Origin of the sequence: Mucilaginibacter sp., from assembly GCF_039925265.1 — a bacterium.
In the GTDB taxonomy this organism is placed as follows: Bacteria; Bacteroidota; Bacteroidia; order Sphingobacteriales; family Sphingobacteriaceae; genus Mucilaginibacter.
The window spans coordinates 181,047-203,273 of sequence record NZ_JBDSZG010000047.1; the positions used below are offsets into that span (position 1 = coordinate 181,047).

At 45.6% G+C, this 22,227-nt stretch carries 20 protein-coding genes; 9 read left to right on the plus strand and 11 right to left on the minus strand.

Annotation, left to right across the window (positions count from 1 at the left end; all coding sequences use genetic code 11):
• Window positions 1-2: 2 nt before the first annotated feature.
• On the minus strand, window positions 3-731 hold the full coding sequence (locus tag ABIX36_RS22225; protein WP_348084364.1) for a LytTR family DNA-binding domain-containing protein: 729 nt from the start codon (window positions 729-731) through the stop codon (window positions 3-5).
• The gene (locus ABIX36_RS22230) at window positions 728-1,816 is read right to left on the minus strand and encodes a histidine kinase (protein WP_348084365.1); all 1,089 of its coding nucleotides are present in this window, start codon (window positions 1,814-1,816) and stop codon (window positions 728-730) included. Before ABIX36_RS22230 ends, ABIX36_RS22225 begins: the two co-directional genes overlap by 4 nt.
• 77 nt (window positions 1,817-1,893) lie before the next feature.
• Between ABIX36_RS22230 and ABIX36_RS22235 the strand changes: the two genes are divergently transcribed.
• The 3 genes from ABIX36_RS22235 to ABIX36_RS22245 all read left to right on the plus strand — a co-directional run bounded on the left by ABIX36_RS22235 (window position 1,894) and on the right by ABIX36_RS22245 (window position 3,766).
• Window positions 1,894-2,055 (plus strand): hypothetical protein, encoded by a 162-nt coding sequence (locus ABIX36_RS22235; RefSeq protein ID WP_348084366.1) that lies wholly within the window; start codon window positions 1,894-1,896, stop codon window positions 2,053-2,055.
• Window positions 2,056-2,127: 72 nt separating this feature from the next.
• Window positions 2,128-3,249: a hypothetical protein gene (locus tag ABIX36_RS22240; protein WP_348084367.1), complete on the plus strand. Its 1,122-nt coding sequence runs from the start codon at window positions 2,128-2,130 to the stop codon at window positions 3,247-3,249.
• A 277-nt stretch (window positions 3,250-3,526) separates the two neighbouring features.
• Entirely contained in the window at window positions 3,527-3,766 is a 240-nt protein-coding gene (locus ABIX36_RS22245) for a helix-turn-helix transcriptional regulator (RefSeq protein ID WP_348084368.1), read from the plus strand.
• 2 nt (window positions 3,767-3,768) lie between these two features.
• Here the strand turns inward: ABIX36_RS22245 and ABIX36_RS22250 are convergent, their stop codons facing one another.
• Genes ABIX36_RS22250 through ABIX36_RS22260 form a run of 3 tightly spaced genes read right to left on the minus strand, consistent with a single transcriptional unit; the run spans window position 3,769 to window position 6,047 of the window.
• Window positions 3,769-4,098, minus strand: a complete 330-nt coding sequence (locus ABIX36_RS22250; protein ID WP_348084369.1) for a hypothetical protein — start codon at window positions 4,096-4,098, stop codon at window positions 3,769-3,771.
• A 6-nt stretch (window positions 4,099-4,104) separates the two neighbouring features.
• The gene (locus ABIX36_RS22255) at window positions 4,105-5,424 is read right to left on the minus strand and encodes a hypothetical protein (protein WP_348084370.1); all 1,320 of its coding nucleotides are present in this window, start codon (window positions 5,422-5,424) and stop codon (window positions 4,105-4,107) included.
• Window positions 5,425-5,465: 41 nt separating this feature from the next.
• Complete coding sequence (locus tag ABIX36_RS22260; RefSeq protein WP_348084371.1) at window positions 5,466-6,047, minus strand: Crp/Fnr family transcriptional regulator; 582 nt, start codon at window positions 6,045-6,047, stop codon at window positions 5,466-5,468.
• A gap of 694 nt (window positions 6,048-6,741) precedes the next feature.
• Here ABIX36_RS22260 and ABIX36_RS22265 point away from each other — a divergent pair.
• The 6 genes from ABIX36_RS22265 to ABIX36_RS22290 all read left to right on the plus strand — a co-directional run bounded on the left by ABIX36_RS22265 (window position 6,742) and on the right by ABIX36_RS22290 (window position 12,425).
• A complete protein-coding gene (locus tag ABIX36_RS22265; protein ID WP_348084372.1) occupies window positions 6,742-7,608 on the plus strand; it encodes an RteC domain-containing protein in 867 nt (288 codons plus the stop codon).
• 886 nt (window positions 7,609-8,494) lie between these two features.
• Window positions 8,495-10,699, plus strand: a complete 2,205-nt coding sequence (locus tag ABIX36_RS22270; protein ID WP_348084373.1) for a tetratricopeptide repeat-containing sensor histidine kinase — start codon at window positions 8,495-8,497, stop codon at window positions 10,697-10,699.
• A 341-nt stretch (window positions 10,700-11,040) separates the two neighbouring features.
• Window positions 11,041-11,484 (plus strand): Hsp20/alpha crystallin family protein, encoded by a 444-nt coding sequence (locus ABIX36_RS22275; protein WP_348084374.1) that lies wholly within the window; start codon window positions 11,041-11,043, stop codon window positions 11,482-11,484.
• A 53-nt stretch (window positions 11,485-11,537) separates the two neighbouring features.
• The gene (locus ABIX36_RS22280) at window positions 11,538-11,834 is read left to right on the plus strand and encodes a hypothetical protein (RefSeq protein WP_348084375.1); all 297 of its coding nucleotides are present in this window, start codon (window positions 11,538-11,540) and stop codon (window positions 11,832-11,834) included.
• Window positions 11,824-12,033, plus strand: coding sequence for a hypothetical protein (locus ABIX36_RS22285; RefSeq protein ID WP_348084376.1), 210 nt, complete (start codon window positions 11,824-11,826; stop codon window positions 12,031-12,033). Before ABIX36_RS22280 ends, ABIX36_RS22285 begins: the two co-directional genes overlap by 11 nt.
• A gap of 47 nt (window positions 12,034-12,080) precedes the next feature.
• Window positions 12,081-12,425, plus strand: a complete 345-nt coding sequence (locus ABIX36_RS22290; RefSeq protein WP_348084377.1) for a bestrophin family ion channel — start codon at window positions 12,081-12,083, stop codon at window positions 12,423-12,425.
• Here ABIX36_RS22290 and ABIX36_RS22295 read toward each other — a convergent pair.
• From ABIX36_RS22295 to ABIX36_RS22320, 6 genes are all read right to left on the minus strand, one after another.
• Window positions 12,348-12,770 (minus strand): hypothetical protein, encoded by a 423-nt coding sequence (locus ABIX36_RS22295; protein ID WP_348084378.1) that lies wholly within the window; start codon window positions 12,768-12,770, stop codon window positions 12,348-12,350. The two genes, ABIX36_RS22290 and ABIX36_RS22295, sit on opposite strands and share 78 nt — an antisense overlap.
• A 624-nt stretch (window positions 12,771-13,394) precedes the next feature.
• Window positions 13,395-16,664 (minus strand): GH92 family glycosyl hydrolase, encoded by a 3,270-nt coding sequence (locus tag ABIX36_RS22300; protein WP_348084379.1) that lies wholly within the window; start codon window positions 16,662-16,664, stop codon window positions 13,395-13,397.
• A 49-nt stretch (window positions 16,665-16,713) separates the two neighbouring features.
• Entirely contained in the window at window positions 16,714-17,841 is a 1,128-nt protein-coding gene (locus ABIX36_RS22305) for a heparan-alpha-glucosaminide N-acetyltransferase domain-containing protein (protein WP_348084380.1), read from the minus strand.
• Window positions 17,842-17,857: 16 nt separating this feature from the next.
• Window positions 17,858-18,319 carry a hypothetical protein gene (locus ABIX36_RS22310; protein WP_348084381.1) on the minus strand — a complete coding sequence of 154 codons (462 nt, stop codon included), beginning with the start codon at window positions 18,317-18,319 and terminating at the stop codon, window positions 17,858-17,860.
• Between the two features lie 7 nt (window positions 18,320-18,326).
• Window positions 18,327-20,522 (minus strand): alpha-N-acetylglucosaminidase, encoded by a 2,196-nt coding sequence (locus tag ABIX36_RS22315; RefSeq protein WP_348084382.1) that lies wholly within the window; start codon window positions 20,520-20,522, stop codon window positions 18,327-18,329.
• Window positions 20,523-20,749: 227 nt separating this feature from the next.
• Entirely contained in the window at window positions 20,750-22,225 is a 1,476-nt protein-coding gene (locus ABIX36_RS22320; RefSeq protein ID WP_348084383.1) for a RagB/SusD family nutrient uptake outer membrane protein, read from the minus strand.
• Between the last annotated feature and the right edge of the window lie 2 nt (window positions 22,226-22,227).

Here is a 22,227-nt window from a genome sequence, read left to right on the forward strand (position 1 = left end):
GGTTAATCCTGCCCGGGCGTTCGTTTGCTGACAAGCAGCAGGCGTTTCATCTTTTCCATGAATGCAGCGCTATAGGTGCGACCGATGGGCAGCGCGGTGCCGTCGGCCAGCTTCGCCCGGAAATTTTCAATGGATTGGATATGATCATGCGATACGATAAAGGATTTCTCGATCCTGGAAAATTTTCCGGGCGGTAGCTGCTCGTATAATTCGCTGAGCGTTAAGTAGGCAATCAGTTTCTCCTTGCCGAGATAGATCTCTACATAATTGCCCAGGCTCCTGATATAGGTGATATCCGGGATAGGAACGCGCACCATTTTTCCTTTGGCTTCTGTTTTTATGAAAAAGAAAGTTTTTTCCGCCTCCGCCCGGTGACTTCCCGGCTCCCTTATTTTTTGGACGCAGGCCAGGAAACGCTCGTAGCTGATGGGTTTTAGCAGGTAGCCGGCGGCATTTTTTTCAAACGCTTCCGCACCGTATTCCCGGAAGGAGGTCGTAAATATGACCGCCGAATGCTGGTTGATCATCCCGGCCAGCGCTATACCTGACAGTTCCGCCATATCGATATCCAAAAAGGCCAGCGCGGGCGGCGCCTGGGTCATTTCGGCCAGCGCGGCCAAAGGGTTAGCGTGACTACCCGCCAGCGAAAGCCCGGGCGTTCTGTTGATGTAATCGACCAGTACCGCTGTCGCGTGCGGTTCGTCATCCACAACATAGCAAGTGTAATTCATAACGATATATTTAGTGTTAGATCGAACCAGTTTTCGTCTTCCCTGATGACCAGCTCATACTGATCCGGGTAAGCGTAATCCAGCCTTACCCGGGTGTTTTGTAAGCCGATGGGATTGGCCCGCCCGGCAGCCCGCTTAGCTTTTTTCCGGTTCCGGGTATGAAAGGTCAGCTTATCCGGGGCATCCGCCCGCAGCGTTAGCCGGGCCGTTGGGTGTTCCCCGGTGAGGTCCCCATGCTTAAAGATGTTTTCGGTTAAGGTGATCAATACAAGCGGGATGATCTTCATGTTGCCAAAGTCACCGGTAAATTCCGTGGCCAGGTAGAAGCGCGGGCCGTAACGCAAACGGTTGATGGTGATCAGGTTTTCGAGTTGCGCGATTTCATCGGGAAGCCTTACCGGGCCCGTTTCTGCTGTATTTTCTAGGCTATACCTGAGGATATCGGATAGCAGCAGGATGCACCGGGCGCCTTCTTCCGAATGTTGATAAACGCTGTTATAGATAAAATTCAGCGAGTTGAACAGCATATGGGGGTTGAGTTGCTGCTGCAGGTAGGCGTTTCTTGTCCGTGCGAGCCTGGTCTCCAGTTCTGTTTTGGCTTTCAACGCTAACCATTCCTGTTTTTCCGCAGTATCCGCTTTTTTGCGGTAACCGGCAATATTGCCGGCGACCCAGAAAAAAACGGCTAACAGGGAGAAATTCAACGCCCTGAAAAAATCAATCGGCAAAAATGCCTGTGCATAGGCCAGCCTGCCGCTGGTATTCAGGTTGCCTGGGGCCAGCCAAAGATCTGCCAGCCATTTCAGCAGGAGCAGGCCGGTGAACTGTAAGGCAAAACGTAAGATGATCTTTAGCCTGGAGGTATGCGGCCGGGCCAGGCCGTTCATCAGGACGAGCTGGTTATAAAAGACAGCGATGTTGATCGTGTAGAAGACCGCGTAATTGAGCCATGCGCCAACGGTATGCTGGGCATAATACACAAAACCGATCTCGTAAGCGATGTAACAGGCCCAGCAAATGATATGGAGCCACAGTCCCCTGTATCGTCCTTTAAGCATTTTGGTAAATATTGCAGGTTTCGCCATGTTAATCATGCAGTTGGTGTAACGGGCAGGCCGATATCTGTTTACAAGTATAATTTAGCAAAAACAAATTAATTATCATGAATATAAAATCAAACAAGCTTCCCGAACTGAAAACGGAACAATGGTATCTTCAAAAAAAGGCAGACGGCTTTTCGGAAACGACGACGACGTCGCAAACAGACCCGACCATTTCCACCGTTACCACTTTTACCACCACCACCCATATCTGGCAACAATAGCCCGGGGGGCGATGCGGTATGGTGTCCACCCGGCTTTGCACGTTGCAATGCCGGGTTTAAAGAACACTTGCTATGTTAGGCGACGAATTAGAAAATTTAAAGAACGCTGTCGCGGCAGGTATGCGGCCCTTTTCGGGAGAACAATATGCCCCGGGTGCCCTCGCCGAGGAAGGTGCGCGGATCAGGCGTTCCTGGCAGGCCGCGGTATTTTCTGACGCGTCAGACCATACGCTCAAACGTTATTTTCAGCAGCATTTGACCGGCCTGGTGAAGCTATGTGATGATCCCGGTGGCATCGGCCATCCGGGCAGCTGTCAACCTGTTCTCCTGGAGCTGATCAGACACCTTCAACAGGATTACGCTGTGTTTTTTGCCTGCGGTGAGGCGGCTCCGCTGGCCTATCACGAGGATCTGTTGGAAGCTATGGCCGGGAAGCTGCGATGCCTGAAAGGTCTTTTGGCCGCGGCTGACGCTCCGGCACCCCTTCGAAAGTGCCTGTTGGGGTACCTGGCGGAGATGGCTGAACCGAGCACCACCGCGCGGTATTCTTTTCGCTCCCTGTCTTACTTTTCCGAATGGGCGAAACAGTTAAGCGCGGCCAGGCTGGGGGAAAGTGGCGCGGAGGAACGCCTGAACGGCCTGCTCTACCCATTGAATTTTAACCAGTTGGGTTATTTTGTTTATTTGAGAAATAAGCTCATCGCGGCTGGACCGGATGGCATGGCGCAATTACTGCAAAGCGAAAAGTTTGCCTTTCTTTTTTTACCGGTCCGGCCGGAAACCGCTTACGATGACAAGTGGCCCTCACTCGAACACATGGCGGCTACCTGGAGGAGAGAAATATTTGTTGCGCCTCCCCTGAAGGAAGGGATCCAAACGGTGCCGGGCATTAAGATGCCGCTTCAGTTACCGGTCGCCCACCTGGCCTTTTTGGTGCGGCTCTTTTATGAGGAAAGCCAGTTGCCCACAACCAGCCTCACGGCCATTTTTAAATTCATATCCGGCCACTTCTCGACAAAACGCCAGCCGGCCATTTCCCATGGTAGCTTAAGTAAAGAATTCTACAGCACCGATCAGCAAACTGCGGCCAGGGTCCGCGGACTGCTGCAAAGAATGATCACGCGGATCAACCGGAGCTTTTTCCCGGTATTGGTTGTAGCAAATGCAATAATTGGCGTTCTTGCAGGAAAGTGACCAGTTCCACCAGCCACTCATAAGTAAAGCCTTCCCTGCTGACCAGTTCCCGCGGTTCCAGCAGGAAAATATCATCCGGCACCGCAAAACCCATGACGTTGCACCGCGTGCAAAAATCTTCGCTAAAACCCAGTAAATCAAAAGTTGTCTGTTTTAATTCATGACCGTCCATACCCAAAAATACTAATTGTGTATCACATTAGGTACATCTTATATGGGGTACTTTTACCGGGTTCGAATAATTTATTTTACAGCATGGCCAATCGCCCTGCAGCAAATGAACCACGAGGAAACATACAATCAAGCGTTTTTTATAAAAGTCAGTGCAAGGATCAAAGAATTGCGTATTGCCAAAGGTTATTCCAACTATGAACACTTTGCTTTTAAATTCGGGTTTTCCCGGTCGCAGATCGCCCGCTATGAAAAGGGGGAGGACCTCCGCTTATCCACACTGGTGCGGATATTGGTCGCGCTGGAAGTCTCCCCGAAAGAGTTTTTTAAGGGATTTGATCTGTAGTATTATTTGTTTGCTCCAATCGTATCTTTATAGGGCAGTTTAAAGCGTTCCCCACTGAACAGGTAATCGCTCCATTGCCAGAAACGCCAGGGTTTGATGGTAAACGTACGGTAAAGTTGCCGGTCTGTTTTCGCTTTCTCAGGATTTTTTTCTAAAAACCTTTTATAACGGCGGCGTCCCATTTCGAAATTGTATCCTGCACCGCCGTGTTCACTAAACTGGAAACTCATGTCATAATTACTGTAAGTATAATCTTCTTTTAATATATACGACAGCGGCGTGAGGTTAAACAGTAATACAACTGCGATTAAGATTATGATTAGCGTTTTCATATATGATTAATTACATGGACCGTGAGTTTCACCTGTAGTCCCGCCAGAAGTGTTTGTATTACCGGTATTTCCAATGTTCCTGATGGAACTTCCTAATGCACCTGGTACCATGCCGGTTTGCATTAATCCCATGTTTCCGGTAGCGTCAGGCAGCGATATACCGCCCGTTTTACACGCGTCAACAACAAAGTTCGTGCAGTTGTAGCTAAAAGCGTCATAGGTGTCGGGCGGATCACTGATAAAGGAGGCGATCCGGTTAAAGCTGGAGGCAATCACATCATACTGTATGCTTACATTGTACTCTAAGTCAGAATTATCTAAGATTCGGGATGGTGCGTGCATTTTACTTTTTCCGGTGGCATCGGGATAAAAACCGACCACCTGGGTGATGCTTTGCCCGTTATAGGTTTTTGTGAGCCCTATCGCGGTATGCCCTACGGAATTCGGGCCGACATTGAATGGCAGTCCGGGGGCGGGCTCCTGGACATAAACCGTGATGGTCATCTTGGATCCGATGTCGGGTAATGTGCCGAAGCAATCCATATAAGATTTCGGATCGATCTTTTGCCCGTCTTCGCCGGGCAGATTGGATGGTTCCGGGGAGCTTCCGCCGTTCCCACCCTGTGGCGCTATCGGGTCTTCAGCCGGTGGATTGCCAAACGAACCGGGACCGCCACCTTCAGTTGGGTTAAAGCCATCATCATAGCTGCTGTATGAACAAATTTTTTCGGAGTAGATCACCAGTACCCCATCCGCGTCGGTGTAACTGGAATCGTGCCACTGGCAATCTTCCACCAGCTGCAAAGCATCTGTGTGCAGGTGCTCTCCGGTGGATGGTTTGATCTCGCCCGCCTGTTTTCCGTTAACATATATCCTGCCGGCCAGCAGTTGCTTGTTGTTATTATAAATAAAGACGCGCCCGGTGAAGTCCGCGGTAGTTACCTTGCCTTTCCGCTGGAAATAAGCGGCATCCGGTATGATGTCCAGGTGACGGCTGATGATACTGCCGGTGCTGTCGCGCAGAAAAGCGGTTTTCCGGTAACCCTGTTTAATGCCATTTAACTCCGGTTGCCCCGGCATGGGCACCAGCCAATAGTTGCTGCTGCCCCGGGGGATGCTTTCCGCATTTGCCCAATCCATTGTGATCCCCGGGTTGCTTACCGGTTGTTTCCGGAACCAATCTTTTACTTGCTGCAAAGTAAGTATTCCGGAGGTATCCGTTTTCCCCGGTATTAAACTGTTGTCCGGATTGATAGTGGTGTCTTTTCTGCAAGCTGCCGCGAGGAGGAGTAGCAGCAGGGTGAGGAGAATTGGTTTTCTGTTCATGCTATTTCATTTAAGTCAACATTTCTTTGGTCTTTTTTGATTTATGTCAAAATACTTTTCCGGCCGCGTACCCGGCTGAGGGTTTCCTGGCTAATGCAGAGGTAGGACGCGATCTGCCCGAGGCTTGCTTTTTGTAGAATGCCCGGATGGGTTTTCAGCAATAAATGATAGCGTTCTTCCGCGGTTGATGTCCGCAGGAGCAGGGCCCGTTCTTCGCTGAGGATATAATATTTCTCCGTCACGATGCGCCCGATGTAATTATATTCCGGAAAGTCAGCGTAAATACTTTGTAATTGGTTCCAGGAGATGGATTGGATAATACTATCCTCCAGTATTTCAATGTTTTCTGCGGCAGGCCGCTGTGTCAGGAAACTGTAGACCGAGATCATGATATCGCCCGTTCCCATGAACCAGCAGGTACATTCTTTGCCATCCTTAGCCAGGTAATAGGCTCTCGCGAAACCTTTTTTGATAAAATATACCCGTTTGCACACCTGTCCTTCGTCTAACAGGCGGTGTTTTTTGGCGTAGGTTTCTTCGACAATGTAGTTACCGAAGGCCTTTTGCAGACCGGCTGAAAGCGGCGCGATAAATGCCAGCGTTTGAAATAAATCAGCTTCCATATTTCTGTTTTAATCCTAAAAAATGGCTTGGTTTTCGCCGCTTTACTTTATAATTATTGAAATATTGCTTAATGGTTAACTTTATTTTTTAGGGATTATTGCCTTAAATCCGGGAAAATTTAGTCATTCCCTGGCGTTTGGCTTGCCCCGTAACGGTAAACAAAGGCTATCATGCCGTTCGTTTACAGGAATCCGCCGGTAAAGTTGCCTTCCCGGTTGGGCTGCAAGCCTGAGATTTCTTTCAGGTGAAAGCGCCTTATTCCTTCATTTCTCTCATCAGTATTGCTAATTTATCCTGACAGGATTCAATAGCGTGTTTATGTTTCTTGTGACCTACCCGAAGCGCAGCGGTAAGTGTCCGGAATGGAAAATGCAGCTCCCCTGAACGATTTTGATTTTAATCAAAATGGGACTTAGCCCGATTAGGTTACTTTGTGATCAAAGGCTGTTTGCTTATTAATTAACTGACAGGTTTAATGGATATGATCAAATAAACGGGCCCGGTGTAGCGGCCGGGTTTTAACGGGTCGTTAGGATGCCAGGGGGTTAAGCAAAATATAGTGCCTGATCAGTTAAGGGGTTTTGTGAAATATAAATAAAAGGTAAGATATGGAATAACAACTACTTTTTGCTGCGTGGATGGTCAGGCACAGGGATGTACCGGTCCGCGCGGCGCTCATTTAAATGCTTAACAATGTGGAGAGGATTAAGTGAAACCTGGTACCTCGGTTTGACGGAGGCACTGGACGGGATTTCAAGGCAGGGTTGGAGTCCGCTGGAAGAAAAGGCCGCTTCGGTAAGGGCGGCCAGGGAAACTTTAGGTGTGATGCGGGCTTATGTCGCCTCACATCCCTTTGAAGATGCGGCGGAGGAGATCTTTTTTTTTAAGGTAACGAAACCGCGCTGTTATGCGCTGCTGATCTTCCAGGTGGCGCAATTTAACCTGGAGTACCATAAACCGGTGGCGACGCGTGAAGAATTGCGCGATTATTACCTGGAGGAACTGGAGGCGATCCGCCGTTTTTACCGGCGGTATGCATTTTTGTATGCCTACTTCCGTCAGGAGATGACAGAAATGGACCACGTTTATTTTATCCGAGGTAAAAGCCCGCATCATCTGCTGTTGTCTGATGTACCGGAGCCCGATCCGGATTTTTCTACCGGCGCTGATTATATCTTTTCAAAATTTACGGCTTTGGAGCGGCAGCAGGAATGGCTGGTGCGGGAGATCCGTGACCTCGAACCGGCCGGTAGTGCGGTAAAAAAGGCGCGCTCGCTGCGCTGGACGGGGGAGAGTATTAACCTGGTGGAGCTGGGGTATGGTTTGTTTGACAGCGGGCAGCTGAATGAGGGTAAGGCGGGGATCGGGGAGATCTTTTCCTGGCTGGAAGAGAACTTTCAGGTGAGTATCGGTATCCCGGCCCGCAGGTTCGTGGAGATCAGCCGGCGGAAGCGGCTGAGCCGGACGAAGTTTTTGGATCAGCTGCGGGATGCGGTGAACCGCAAGGCGGAGGAGGGTGATGCTTTTGTGCCGGGTAAGGGGAACAGGAGGTTTGACTAAGGCAGGTGGCTGTGAAGGAAACTGGAATGGTTAATGTTTCAAAGCGGTGGTGGCGGCGGTTAGGATGATGCAGGTAGAAAAACCGGCATTTTTAAAAAACAGGTGCAAAAAAGAGGCGGTAAATTTGACGCCTTATGACGCTGCATTGTTACAGTCGATAGGAGCGGACTTCGTCTGCCTGAAAACCGGCAACTGCCGGTCCATGACCTCAAAATTGAAGCAGGCGATCAAGCAATTCGGCGGATAAAGATAGACTTAAATATGCCCTTTGAGGGGGCTAGGACGCGGAACGTTATCATTTAATTTGCTGTTATTCCTTATTCACCAATGAAGCGAACATAGCCACCATCGGGTAAAAAATCAAGCATATATTTCTGCAAAAAATAATGATACATCGCACGTATTCAGGTACATTGTACAAGGTACTTCTAAACCAACGGTAATTTATACCGATCAGAGTGGAAATACCCAAACAGTTAGTAACCCAGATGCAAATTAGATCATATCATTACGACAACCAAATACGGCTCGTTAGTTAAACTTACAGCGGTTAGTATTGATGGTACCAGTAACGTTGGCGGAAAAATATTTATTAACGATGTTCAAACCGCACAAAGCAACGGAAGCGCAAGCAGCATATCTATATCTACTACGCTTCCATAAGTAAATATTGTTTTTCCAATAGGCGGCCTAACGTTCAATTTTAAACCGGATGTATGAACTTTTTTGATAATAAGGAGTATATATTCAATTAAAATTATAAATTTATAACTTAAGGCGGGTCTGTCGTAAAAGTCTTATTGGTAATTATCTCAGGGAACGGGAGCGTCGTTAACGATACGGCAGAAATTCAACGACAAAAAACGTGATGCTATTTTTCAATTGAATGAGAACAAAAATATGGCTTAGTATTATAGGTCTTTTTTTTAGCAATTTGTGCTGGGCATACCACTATAAATGTGAACCGGATAGCCTTCGGGACGAATTACTTAAATCAATAGCAGGTAAGAAACAGTTAAAAGACACTGCCGCGGTAAATAATTTAAACAAACTAGCCCTTGCCTATACCTCCAGCTATCCCGATAGTACCATTTATTACGGGCAAATGGCTACCCGTATATCCCGCGGTATAAGCTATAGTAAAGGCATTGCGGATGGCTTACTGGCCTCAACCACCGTATATATCAGCCAATCAAAATACGATAAGGTAATTAAAAACCTAAAGGAAAGCATAACCTTGTACACCAGGGAAAATGACCTATTGGGCATAAGCAACTGTTATAAGCTTTATGGCAATTTATATTACCAGTCCAGTGCTTATGATAAAGCTTTGATATTTTATAAAAAAGCCCTCTCAATAAAACTTAAAATTAACGATGTGGCTGGTTTATCGCGCTTGTATTTAAGCATGGGCAACAACTATGATAACCTTGGGCACCCATCCACAGCGCTCGATTACTATTTTAAGGCGCTTAACATTGATACTAAGCTTCATAACAAAAAATCCATATCCGCAGATTATAATAACATTGGCGTTATGCTGCAAAATATGGAGATCTATCCGCAGGCGCTTTCTTATTTTACAGAGGCGTTAAAAACGTGGACGAAAATGCACTCCGATGGTGGCATCTCTGTAGCCAAACAAAACATCGGCGAGGTGTTAATTTCACAGGGAAAGTATGATGAAGCTATCAGGTATCTCGCAGATGCCCTTGCTATTAATCAACAACAGGATGACAAGGATGGTATCAGTTCGTGCTATAATGATCTGGGGTTAATTTATATTTATAAAAATCAAAATCAAAAAGCGTTAAGTTACCTGCAGCAGGCATTAAAAGTATCATCAGATAATCAGATCGACTTTAACAAGGCAGCGACGCTGATCAATATCGCCCTGTATTATAACGTAAACCACGACTATTCCAAGGCGTATAATTTTGCGCGGCAGGCCAAAACGCTTGCCGATCATATAGGCAGTGTTTTGTTGCGTACCAATGCGTCTGTTCAATTGATTGAAACACTTGGCGGGTTAAAATTATACCAGAAAGCATTTGTGGCCCAAAAGGATTTCGACAAATTGAAGCTTTCTTTCAAAAAGGACGAAAGTGTGCAGAAGTTTACCTTATACATTACCGAATATAACTACGCCGAAAAGCAACGGCAGCAAATGTTACAGCAAAAGGCGAGCGCTTTATTGTACCAGCAAAAACTACATGATAAGGATTTGTTAAACATTATATTTTTTGTCATTATAAGTGCGGTATTATTAATTGCATTTATGTATTACCAGCAAAAGCAGCGACAATTACAGATAAACACTCAGCTTAAGGACAAAAATAATGAGGTTTTGGAACAAAAGGTCAATATAGATCAACAAGCCGACAAGTTAAATGACCTTAATAACTTAAAAGATAAGCTAATATCCATTTTAGCACATGACCTTCGGTCTCCTCTTAGCACTTTGCGCGGTGTGTTCGATCTCCTTTCCGACGAAACTATCACTCACCGGGAAATGCTGGAGATGATTCCATCGGTAGTACAAAAACTTGAATATACTTCAGATTTTCTGGATACGCTTTTGTTCTGGATCAATAGCCAGCTGGAAAACTTCAATTGCTCGGGCAAAAGTTTTTTAATTTACGATGTTATCCAATCAGAAGTTCGAAATCACACCGAACAGGCTTCGTTAAAAAAAATAAATGTAACATGCGGCGAAAATAATGAACTATTGGCGCTGGCCGATCCTAATTCCATCAGGATAGTTATCCGGAATTTAATTACCAATGCCATTAAGTTTTCCGCTGCTGGTGCTGTTATCGAAGTATCGGCAATTGAGCAGGATGAAAATGTGATGGTATCTGTGACAGATACTGGCGTGGGTATGTCGGCGGGGCGGGTAAATAAGCTTTTTAAAAGCCAAGTAACCAGTAAAGTAGGTACTCTCAACGAATCGGGTACTGGTATGGGACTGTTGCTTTGTAAAGATCTGGTTGAAAAATGTGACGGGCGCATTTGGGTAACCAGCGAAGTAGGTATTGGTACCAAATTCTTTTTTGTGATTCCGTTGCAATTGATTGCCAACCTCTATTGACAAAACAGCTTCAAATCATAAATTAAAAGGATAAAAGCCGCCCAATGAAACTTCATGTTACGAATAATAAGCTATTGTTGTGGTTCAGACGTCTAACTTACCCCGCTTTCAACGATCTGTTCTACCAAACATTCAATACCCTTTTCCGTTTTTAGAAGTTTGAAACAAAAAACTCACCTTGCACTGAAAATTTGGCATTTTGGAACTGCAAATTTTTCCGGAATGCTGCTTTTTTTCGGTTCGCAAAAGCCAAAAATGACTTTGGCATCTCCCTTGAATGGGATTTGTTAGTTTAATTAATTATAAGTTTTAATCATTAAATTATTTAAGGAGGACGACCCATGACATTGGTTAAATTTAATCCCGAAAAACGTAACAACGGTTCATTACTGCCAGGCTTTAATGACGTTTTCGAATCCATTTTCAGTGACACTTTTTTCAATGACCGAATGGTGACCCGCGTACCCGCGGCGAACATCAGCGAAACCGAAGACCATTTCCATGTAGAACTGGCAGCACCCGGTTTGAAAAAAGAAGATTTTAAGATCAACCTGGATCGTGATAGGTTGAACATTTCAGCGGAACGTCAGCAGGAAAATAATGATGTACAAAAGAATTACAGCAAACGTGAATACAGCTATAGTTCGTTTGTACGTTCCTTTACCTTGCCGGACAGCGCCAACGCGGAGAACATCGAAGCTGCCTATAACGATGGCGTGCTGAAGATCGACATCGCTAAACGCGAAGAAGCTAAAGCGGTGCGCCGTCAGATCGAAATCAAATAACAAGTGTTGGTTAATTAATCAGGCTCCCCCTGTTGGGAGCCTGACTTTTAGTTATGGAAACACAGTTTTATTTATTGTTAAGCCTGAAGACCCCGAGAGGTTTTGAAAACTACGGTCAGTATTTTTTAGGTGATGACCGGGAAGCGGCACATGGGCTATTTGAAAGCCTGAAAGGCAAAGGTGAGATCGACGGAGCGGCTCTCCTGCATACTGATCTGATGGAAACGGTGAACGAATTACCGGTAAAGATCAAAACGATCGCCTGTACGCTGGAGGAGCAGGGTTGCAACAGCAAACTGATCGCACGGGAGATCTTCCGGCAGAGAAATCTGGATAGCTATGAAGAATAAGGGTTTTTTGATCACGGCGTTTGTCATTGCGCTTTTACTGGTCAGCATTTGCTGGGAACTCTGCCTGTTCATCATGTCACCGGATCACCGGCTGGCTGAATTACCCAAACAATTGATGTTAGGCGCAGCGTTGTTATGGATTGTGACCGTTTTGTTTAGCCAAAACCAGGACGATGATGACTGGGCAGGTCAATATTAGTAAACAACTTTTTAAGGTATTTATCATCTGTTATAAAAGGAAAGATCATGCTGCTCAATAAGACTATTCCTCTTTCATACATTCTTGGAAAGATCAGGAATGAAGTACCCTATGTATTGGTCATTGGGTTTTTAGTGAACTTTTTAACCGGGCATTTTAGAAACTTGATCCCGCAGATGCCTATCGCCATTCCGACATTTACCGGTACGGCGATATCCGTGATCCTTTCGTTTAAGATCAACCAGTCCTACGACCGATGGTGGGAAGCACGGAAGATCTGGGGTATGATCGTTAATGACAGCCGGACATTTGTGTTACAACTGCAATCGTTTATTTCGAAAGACAAACAAAAGCAGATCAAAGAGATCGCTGAATCCGCCGGTTACGTTTAACCAGCGCTGTTGATGATCGTGATAACCGACAACAGGACATTCTATATATAAATTAATGCGTTGTTTTAATGCGCTTGCCATTGCTTCTAAAACAGCCCTGCGATGTTTTTTTACGATCTGCAACATCGCCTCCTCTAACGACATTTCTTCCTCGGGCAAGTATCCGAACAGCTCTTTGGTACGCGTGGAGGGCAGGAATTTTTTGGTTGCGGTATCAATGATCCACAAACCAATATTAGCAGAATGGATCGCGATTAGGGCCAGATCAATGGCAACGAAAGGTTCGTTGCCATTGGATGCCCGATCGTCATCCGTAGCCACATTTTTTTCCCGGTTTTTAGTCATATTTAAGTGTGTTCCTTTTTAAAGGCAAAAATAGTTATTTTCCTTTTAAATAATTAAATGTTAGTCGGGGGGGCGTGACGGCTGTATCCTAATACACAGGAAATCTTCCCTGTGGAGAGCAACTTTGTACGGTTTTTGGGTTTTCCGCTTGCCGGAAAGTAGGCCCTGCAGAACGAACAGTTTGAGCCAGGGCTAATCAAGCATCCGGTATTTCAGGTTCTATCAGTTTAACGAATTTTTCCAGCGACTCCTAACCCGGATAACATATTTCGACAGGTATCAAGCAGGTATTCCTTCCTGCAGCACTTTTAGTTCTGTACCAGTTTATTGAGTTATCCAAGGATCGTCATTCCTTCTTTCAATTTGATAAGGTATACCTGTTCTTAGCAAATATTCAGGATAGCGCTACCCAAATACTGTTTCTGACCCCTATTGGTTCGTTTTTTAACGGTTGTTTTCAATTTGGGGGCAAATTATTGTTAATTTAATATTAACCTTGTTTTCAATATCGCTTTGAAAATGAACGGCCGACAATCTTTGTAAATCCATTTTGATCGGGTTGCTGGTATTGCGCAGAAATGGCGCCAATATTGCCGTTTACGATAAATTCAGCCATTAATTTAATTAAAATGCCTTTAACTGGCTTTTATACAATTTTGAGATATCATCTCCGGATAATGCTTCTTTGTATACCATAGCCCTGTTTATATAACCATGATATACCCGCTCTGCCGGGAATTCTTCGTTACGGCCAAGTGTCCATCTGTTAGTGTTGGAAAGGTTTACCGCTTCATCCGTTACTGTTGTACCCTTTAAAACACCATCTATATAAACCGAGAGGATTCTACCACTGCACACCCCGGCAATATGGTGCCATGTATTGCACCAATTGTCAGGCAACGACACGGTACAATCTCCGCGGCCCCAGCCCCCGGCAAAAAAGGTAAGCGTTTTACCGTCAGTAACCTGTAGCACATGGCTGTCGCCCTTTGTGAATATGTCTACCAATCCCGGCTCCCCTCCAGTTGGTTTTACCCAGGCCATCATACTAATGGTTTGATCAAGTCTGTCCAAACTGGAAGAATTAGTCACCTCAACATAGGCGTTTTCTCCTAAAACAAACGCGGTATCTTTTAATGACAACTTATTCACTGTTGGCAATAATGTGCCGTTATTAGCGAAGCCGGAGTTGTCTTTAATTACCCCACCGGCAGTATGGTTTGCCGGCGAGAGATTAAGTAAAAGCGATTGTGCCGCATTATCGTAAACCTTAAATCGTATAGTTGCATTATCGGTATATATTTTCTGAAAACCGGTATCCGTTACCAAAAAAACATGTTCAATCTGTCTTTTTTCGCCGGGCATTAGGGCCACCTTATCAGCACCTATTACGTTGTTGTTCAATTTTAATGGGATATTGAAAACCCGTTTGAAACCACCTGTGTTTTGAACCGTATAGCTTACCTGCTGCTTTTCGTTTTGTTTAACCATTGGCCTTGCTGTAAAACTGCTTATCGCATAAGGATGGGGATTAAATAAAACCGGTTGTTTAACGGTTATGGTAACCACTGGTAATTGCCCGAGCTTTAAGCGAGTTCTCCCTACAGCAAATAGCCTTAACTGAACTGAATCTGTTAATTTTTGACCGGCCTCTAACACACTGTTTTTATAGGCATAGGCCTTTCCGCTCACATATATGGTAATTTTTTTTGTACCGATACTGCCACTATTCCGCAATGTGAGTTTAACCATAAAGGGTTGGTTGGGTACAACAGTTCTGGTGCTAACTGTATAATCTAACAGTTTAATGATTGGGCTGGTTTTAGTTGCTGATAGTACTAAAGGGCTTTTATTTGCCGGCCAGCTACTCGCATGGCTGTTCATGGTAAAATCAATAATCCCCCCGTTCATCAACATGTTGTGCGGTAGCACCAACTGCTGCCATGGGCTGCCGTTAACTTTTAGTGCCTGAATATAATCACCCGCAATAACGTTATTGCTTTGTATAGTCAAATTTTTACGGTCAGGCAGATGCAGGGTCACTTTTTGAAAGATAGGGGCACCGATGCTGTAATATGGGCTACCCGGGCAAACCGGATATAAGCCTATCGCGCTGAAAATATACCAGCTGGATGTCGAACCCAGGTCATCGTTACCCGGCAACCCGCCCGGCGTGGCGCTAAACCTGTTCAGCATTATTTGCCTGCACCACTTTTGTGTTAACGCCGGATAACCGGCCTGGTTAAACAGGTAAGGCAAGTGGAACACCGTTTCGTTATCAAACAAAATTACCTGATTGGTTAAGGCCGAATCTAAACGGGCGGCAAATTCCTTCTCCCCGCCGTTTAGGTTGATCAGATCTTTTGCATTCTGAGGTACGAAATAACTGTAAACCCATTTATCGCCTTCTTTATACCCGGACATGCCCGGCTCCTTTTTCCATTGGGCACCATCACGGGGGAGCATAAACAACGCGTCTTTATTAAACAGGTTGCGGTAGTTGTAGCCCATTTTTAATAGCTTGTTACAATCAGCCGTCTGGTTGCTTATCGTTTCGGCATATTGCGCCAATACCCAATCGTCATATGCGTACTCCACCGTGCGCGTTACCGATTCTGAACGGGTAAACGGAACGTAACCTCTTTGATTGAATAGTTGCATATCCGGCTGAATAAAGGGCGGTTCCAACACGCTCTTTTTCATAGCCGTATAAGCCAGCTGCTTGTCGAAACCCTTAATACCTTTCAGATAACTGTCTACAATGATGGGAATAGCGTGGTTACCTGTCATGGATTCGGTGGGCAGGTGACCCGTTTGCTTGTAACTATCCAGCATGGATAAGATCACATCCTTTTGTTTTTCGGGATAAAGCACGGTTAACAACGGGTGCAGCGAGCGGAAGGTATCCCAGGGCGAAAAAGCGCCGTATTGGTTATTGCCGCTCTTGTGTTGGGTCAGTCCGTCGGCTCCTTTATACTGGCCATCGGCATCATCAATTACCCAGGGAATTAAAAGTGAATGATACAGCGCGGTAAAAAAACTGGTTTTATGGTTAACGTCAGCATCGGTAACATCAACAACGGCGAGCATTTTCATCCAGCTATTCTGCGTGCTTCTGCGGATGTCATCAAAACTTAAACCACCTATTTCTTTATCAATGTTGTTTTGTGCCCCTTCAAACCCAAGGGATGATATGCTCATTTTCAGCACAATAGTTTTGTTACGACTATCCCCTGGCTTAAAAATGAACAGCCACCCACCTTTAACCTGTTTTTTATCCAGAAAAGCTTCGCTGAAATTTAGAACAGTATTACGGTTTGATGCATGCACCACATTATTCACCGGAGTAGTTATGTCTTCTGCATCGCCAATAAAAAGCTGAGGCGTGGTGCCTTTACTAAACGTAAAACGAAACAGCCCGGCTCTTGGTGTAGCCGTTGCTTCTACCATGGTGTGGTTATCATCAAAAATAACTTTATAATAGCCGGGCGCAGCTGTTTCGTTTTGATGAGCAAATATCCGGCTGTATTTACCCGCTTCAAAATCGCCCTCACCCAATACCGGCATTATTAAAAAGTGCCCTGCCGATCCCTCCGGGAAACCGCTCATGTGCCCAAAGCAGCTAAAGTAGTAAATTACGCTATCGGCGTAATCATACCCTTTAGTACCCGAAACGCGCGTTTCGGGGCTTAGCTGAAGCGCACCAGCCGGCGCAACCGCACCGGGATATGTGCCACCATTGTTACCCCATTTGGTAAGCACATTACTTTTAGTTGTCCCAATAAATAGGTCGATATATTGCAGGTTATTGCTTTGCTGCGCACTGGCGTTGATACACCAAAGTAATGCAGCAATACAGGCAAACAAATTACGCAGCGCGATTGATTTCAACATATTTGATTTAAGTAAGCGTGCGGTATTACCCAACATATTAACTCTTTAATTATATTTTAATGTATATATTTTTCTTGTCCATGGCATCGGCAACCACCCAGCAAAGCAGCATGTAACCAATAGCGAATACCAGCGTACCCAAAGCACCGGGAAATAAACGCTGATAAAATACCTGGTTTATCCAATCATAAAAACTAAGCTTAGGTGCCACCCATATTACTTGCAGAGCGGTTAGCAACAACTCGGATAAAAGGTAAATAGCAAGCGGGTTCTTACCAAACACCAGGAAAAAGTTAGTGCCGCGCTTTACTTTTTCAATCTCAATAACATATATTAACAGCCCCATTATACAAAGATCTATCCCGATGGTGAGCAGGGTGAAGGAACTGGTCCATAATTTTTTGGCTATCGGGAAAAACTGGCCCCAAAACAATGCTAACGCAATTAGCGCGGCACCGCAGATAAAAAGCTTAGCCACTGCTTCGTAGCTTTTGCCTTTCTTTTGGATAAAAGCCCCGGCCAGGTAACCGGCTATTACGTTTACGATGCCGGTGAGCGTACTTAGCAGCCCTTCGGGTTCAAATGCAATCGGGCCACCTTTATCATGGTATAAATGATCGTTCCCCAAAATTAAAATATCCAGTTTGGTGCCTGCATTACCCAGCATAGTATAAATATTACCCGGCTCGCCAAGCCATATTAAAAACGCCCAGTACCCCAACAAAAGCAAAATGGATAGCATTACCGCCGTTTTTTGGGAACAATAATGCACAATAAGTGCCCCGAAGAAATAGCAAAGTGCAATACGTTGCAATACGCCCATGATACGGGTATGGCCTAAAGTGTTAAATTCCCACCCGGCAGCACCGCGATGAAAGAACGGGAACCAGTACATGAGAAAGCCCAGCAGGAATATGATAACAGTTCTTTTAAAAATCTTGGTAAGGAACGTTTTATCGGTCTCCGGTTTCTTTTTTGAAAAACTTAAAGCATTACCCACCGCGAATAAAAAGGATGGAAATACCAGATCGGTAGGGGTGAACCCAAACCATGCTGCATGATCTAACGGAACCCATACTGATGCACCCGACCCGGGTGCGTTGACGATGATCATGAAGCAAATGGTTAGTCCGCGGAATACATCAAGGGCGGTAAATCGTCCGGTAGCTATTGCCATATACGGGTATAGTAAATTATTGAGTTTGTGCAGATAATGTTTGTATAATTCTGCCGGGCGTTGGCTCCGCAATCACCCTCACCGTCATTGGCAGTCTGCCATCTTCATCATATATTACAAATTGATTGTTTCTGATGTTTAACCAGCATTCGGGTATATAAAGCCCGGCAACGGCTATTTTCTCCGGATACCGGCCAAGGTTATGCCCGTTCACCCAAATGGAACCATGCCCCATACCTTTAGGGTCAACCCGCCAAATGTTGGTATGTCCGGCAACTTTATCAACTTTAAATGCCGACCGGTAAAAATCCGGCCCCGCAGCAACAGTTACTTTTCCGGTCAGTTTTTTCCTTCCGGTGGGTTCGGCGGCGTTACCCGGTCCGCCCTTCATTGCCCAGCCCGTTACCGCAGTTGCCACACCGATGGTATGTAATATTACCTGTTGGTCCCCAAAAAATAAAACAATGCGCTTATTCATCTTATACTTAATAGTTGGCTTGCTGCACCAAAGTGCCATATTTAGCAAACATCTTTTTCGCTATTTCTATCTCGTCGCCCTTAGCAACATCCGGGTAAGTGTTATCATGGGTATTTACCCATGCCCATTCCCAATCTTTAACCTGCTTATCAAAGCTTTTTGCATCAAATGGAGTTCCTGCACTTAAAGCCTGATCCATTTGTTTAAAAAACATGGCCCAGCGTTTTTTATAATAGCCTTTTATTAAACCCGACCACTGCCTGTTGGAGTACTCGCTCAGGCCGCTCTCCTTATCGCCCCAAAGGGTAATCAGACCGCGGGCGTTCAGTTCATACAATTTCTTTTCTGAAGGGTTAATGCCATTAGCCCTTGCTTCGTTTATCCATTTACCCAATAAAAAATCTTTACGGGTAGCCAGCAGCTCATCCATATCGTCCATCACCTGTAAAAACGCTGCACTGTTTTTTTTGAAGGCAGGGATGTTTTTATCGTTACCAGCAGCAGCCATTTGCTGTTGCAGCGGTGTGGCATAATTGGCCAGTACCTGCCGGGTTACGTCCACCAGATCATACCGGAAACCGTCGCTTCCTTTCAAACTATCAGTAGCCGCTATCAACTTAGCCCAGGCGGTTACCAGTTGTTTAGGGTCGTAATTCAATTTGGTTAATACGCGGCTTACCGTTTTTTTTAAGGTCGGCCGGGCTACGATGATCGATTCCGGGCCGCCTTCGGTAAGGCCGCCGCTGTATACGGTGTTCAGTAAAATATGCCAGGCATCGTTCGCATTTTGGTTAATGCTGCCATAACGCCGGCGTGCGTAATCTTTTAGCCAGGCATCAGCATCAATTGGCGTATCGCGCCAAACGTTCTCCAGCATTAGCGCAAACAGCGCAGGGTTTTGTTCTATCCCCTCGGGGGTGATGCCAATACCCCGCATTTTGTTTGATTCAGGATCGTGCAGGGTAATCGCCGGGTCGGCTGCTACGTGGCGCATACGGCCAAACAGGCTGATGTTGCCGCCAAAATTCTGCAGCATGCTCCATATCCACGGTTTGCCGTAATAAGCCTCTGTCCGATTCCACACGGGGTGTGCATCGCTGTACAGATCCAGGACGATCATTTGCTCGTTGGGTACCGCGTTTAACAGTGCTTTGATCTGCTGCGGCTGCCAAAATTTGTTGTTGTAGTGAAACATCCAGCCCTGCATTACCCAAACGGCTTTCGGATCGGCAGCGGCCATGGCGTTAAATACTTTTTTACTCATCCCATCTAAATAGGTAGAATCGTTGGTGGGCGGTATATTCTCGTTAAAGGTATCTGCCGAGTACAGGTGATCTGTACCAAACGCCTTGTTTTGAGCTTCGATGTACTTTTTGCCGATGCTTTCAAACATCGGGTCGTCCGGGTCCAGGATGTAAACATCAGGGAAGCCGGCATCCCAATTGGTCTTTTTTACTTTCGCCCCCGGGAACTTATCTTTAAAAGACGGCGGAACGTGGCCGGTAAAAGACGACAGCACGGGCTTCATTCCAAAGGAGCGCTCGCGTTCCAGTATCTGCTTTTGCAGCGCTCTATGGGTATCCATCCAATGCTGCGGCAGCGGCCCGCCCCAGGCATCAATATTGCCCATCCAAAACCAGGAAAAATACGCCGGGCCGCTAAAGAAATCATCCAGCTGTTTATTAGTAAAGCCCATTTCTTTATACACATCCTGCCAAACAGCCTCTTCGCCGGTTATGGCCAGTGGCATGTTAATACCGTTCAGCGCCATCCAGTCTATCTCTTTTTGCCAGCGCGCCCAATCCCACCAGGACATGGAGTAGTTAAACGTGCAATAATTAAGGTAATAGCGGTATTGATAAGGGGTAGTTTTGTGGATAGTGCCTGGTACCTGCGGTAAAACGGCAGGCAAATTTATAGCCGTGTTCCAACTAACCTCTACCAGGCAATAATTTTTGAGGTAGTAATTTAAGGCCGATGCAACCGATAGCCCGTTGTTGCCGCGTAAAACAATTTTACCGTTACTGCCGGCCAGTTCAAATACATCCTTGCCGTTTTCCTGCGGGATGCTCTCGACAATAAATGCATCAGCCTTGCCGGGCATCACCCGGTTTATCAACGCTTTGGAGGCCTGCTGGTTCACCTGTGCGCCGGCATGCCAACCCAAAAACAGTCCAATAAAAACAATTAACCACTTTCTCATTTACTGATATTGCTTTAACAATGAAATTTTTAATAATTGATCGTTAACAGAAGTTAAATGAACTTAAGAAGATATTATTGTTAACGGTTTTTTAGATACGCACACCGCCCGGTACGCTTATGTATCAAAAAAACATTTAAACATTAATTTAATAAAAAGCCGGCAACCTGCATAAGCTACAAAATAATATAGTATGAAAACAGGCTACCGGCTAATTGGAGTTATGTTTAGAAGTTGGGGTTTTGTATTAAAACGCCTTTACTCTTATCTATCTCTACCTGCGGGATAGGGAAGTAATAGTTTTTAGGGCGTTGGAAGGTGATCGTTTTGTTTTGATCTATCGGAGCTTTTGACACCGCCAGGTTGTATATGGCTGCTATATCCACCAATTTAGCTTTGTCCCAACGCATCAGGTCCTGGTGGCGCTGGTCTTCACCTGCCAGTTCAACACGGCGTTCGTGGATCAGTTCTTTCATCCCTGCACCAACAACCGGTGGTAAAGCAGTTGAGGCACGGCGCCTTACCTGGTTAATTAAAGCATCACCGGCACCTACACCTTGTGTGCGGATCAGCGCTTCTGCTACCAGCAGATATATATCTGCCGAACGCATTAACGGTACTGCAAAAGTGTGGTCTACACCGCCGCCCGCTGCTTCGGTATTAAATACCGCATACTTTTTAAAGGCAAACCCGGTTGCAGAAAGATCTGATGTAAAAGTGGTTAAGCCATTACCATCGCCCAAATTCACTTTATCGCCCAGGCTTAATAACGTAGCTTGCTTACGCGGATCGTTAGCTTCAAACTCGTTGGCCAGGCCTTGTAACGGCTGGCTAAAACCATATCCGCCCCACGCCCTGGGGATGTAGTAGATGGTAAAGTCGTTCTGCACAACGTTTTGCACCGCCTGTATAGAAAACAATAGTTCGGTACTGCTTTCGTTGGCGCGGGTAAAGTTATCCTGGTAGTTGGCTGCCAGCGCATAATTGCTGTTAGCAATTACCTTTTGGCCGGTTGCAATAGCCTGCGGTAGTTTTTCCCAATACATGTAAAGCTTGGTTAATAAGCCAAGCGCCGTGCCCTTGCTTACCCGCCCGCGATCTGCACTGCTGTAGCTTTCCGGTAGTAAATCAACCGCTTTTAAAAGGTCAGCTTCAATTTGTTTGCGTACATCCTCTATCGAAGATTTTGGCACATTGAAGTTTTGCTTTGCATAATCTGCATCGGTAATGATAGGTACATCGCCATGGATAACCATTAAGCGCCAGTAACCAAATGCCCTTAAAAAGTAAGCCTCGCCCATGCTGCGGTTTTTAACAGCATCAGAAATTGACGTAATTTTTGGAATATTGATGATACAATTAGTAGACCGGTTGATCTCCTCATAACGCCATCTCCATGGGTACCTTATCGCCGCGTTAGAGGCATCATAGGTTAAGTTTTCAATTCCTTCGTCCTCACCATGGTCTCCCGAGCGCCAATAGTCATCAGATGGGGTATCAAAGGTAGCTTCGGCGTGGCCTATATAGTCCTCTTCTTCTAACAAGCTGTATATGCCTGTTACTGCGTTTACCGCATCTGTTTCGTTGCGGAAGTAATTACCTGAGGTATAAACCCCCTGCTGGTCAAGATCAAGTGCTTTTTTACACGCGCTGTTAAATAACGCCAGCACAGCTACTGCATATATTATTTTTATTGATCTCATGA

Coding starts and splice junctions, on each gene's coding strand:
- ABIX36_RS22225 (WP_348084364.1), bottom strand. CDS start 731: ATGAATTACACTTGCTATGTTGTGGATGACGAACCGCACGCGACAGCG.
- ABIX36_RS22230 (WP_348084365.1), bottom strand. CDS start 1,816: ATGGCGAAACCTGCAATATTTACCAAAATGCTTAAAGGACGATACAGG.
- ABIX36_RS22235 (WP_348084366.1), top strand. CDS start 1,894: ATGAATATAAAATCAAACAAGCTTCCCGAACTGAAAACGGAACAATGG.
- ABIX36_RS22240 (WP_348084367.1), top strand. CDS start 2,128: ATGTTAGGCGACGAATTAGAAAATTTAAAGAACGCTGTCGCGGCAGGT.
- ABIX36_RS22245 (WP_348084368.1), top strand. CDS start 3,527: ATGAACCACGAGGAAACATACAATCAAGCGTTTTTTATAAAAGTCAGT.
- ABIX36_RS22250 (WP_348084369.1), bottom strand. CDS start 4,098: ATGAAAACGCTAATCATAATCTTAATCGCAGTTGTATTACTGTTTAAC.
- ABIX36_RS22255 (WP_348084370.1), bottom strand. CDS start 5,424: ATGAACAGAAAACCAATTCTCCTCACCCTGCTGCTACTCCTCCTCGCG.
- ABIX36_RS22260 (WP_348084371.1), bottom strand. CDS start 6,047: ATGGAAGCTGATTTATTTCAAACGCTGGCATTTATCGCGCCGCTTTCA.
- ABIX36_RS22265 (WP_348084372.1), top strand. CDS start 6,742: ATGTGGAGAGGATTAAGTGAAACCTGGTACCTCGGTTTGACGGAGGCA.
- ABIX36_RS22270 (WP_348084373.1), top strand. CDS start 8,495: ATGAGAACAAAAATATGGCTTAGTATTATAGGTCTTTTTTTTAGCAAT.
- ABIX36_RS22275 (WP_348084374.1), top strand. CDS start 11,041: ATGACATTGGTTAAATTTAATCCCGAAAAACGTAACAACGGTTCATTA.
- ABIX36_RS22280 (WP_348084375.1), top strand. CDS start 11,538: ATGGAAACACAGTTTTATTTATTGTTAAGCCTGAAGACCCCGAGAGGT.
- ABIX36_RS22285 (WP_348084376.1), top strand. CDS start 11,824: ATGAAGAATAAGGGTTTTTTGATCACGGCGTTTGTCATTGCGCTTTTA.
- ABIX36_RS22290 (WP_348084377.1), top strand. CDS start 12,081: ATGCTGCTCAATAAGACTATTCCTCTTTCATACATTCTTGGAAAGATC.
- ABIX36_RS22295 (WP_348084378.1), bottom strand. CDS start 12,770: ATGACTAAAAACCGGGAAAAAAATGTGGCTACGGATGACGATCGGGCA.
- ABIX36_RS22300 (WP_348084379.1), bottom strand. CDS start 16,664: ATGTTGAAATCAATCGCGCTGCGTAATTTGTTTGCCTGTATTGCTGCA.
- ABIX36_RS22305 (WP_348084380.1), bottom strand. CDS start 17,841: ATGGCAATAGCTACCGGACGATTTACCGCCCTTGATGTATTCCGCGGA.
- ABIX36_RS22310 (WP_348084381.1), bottom strand. CDS start 18,319: ATGAATAAGCGCATTGTTTTATTTTTTGGGGACCAACAGGTAATATTA.
- ABIX36_RS22315 (WP_348084382.1), bottom strand. CDS start 20,522: ATGAGAAAGTGGTTAATTGTTTTTATTGGACTGTTTTTGGGTTGGCAT.
- ABIX36_RS22320 (WP_348084383.1), bottom strand. CDS start 22,225: ATGAGATCAATAAAAATAATATATGCAGTAGCTGTGCTGGCGTTATTT.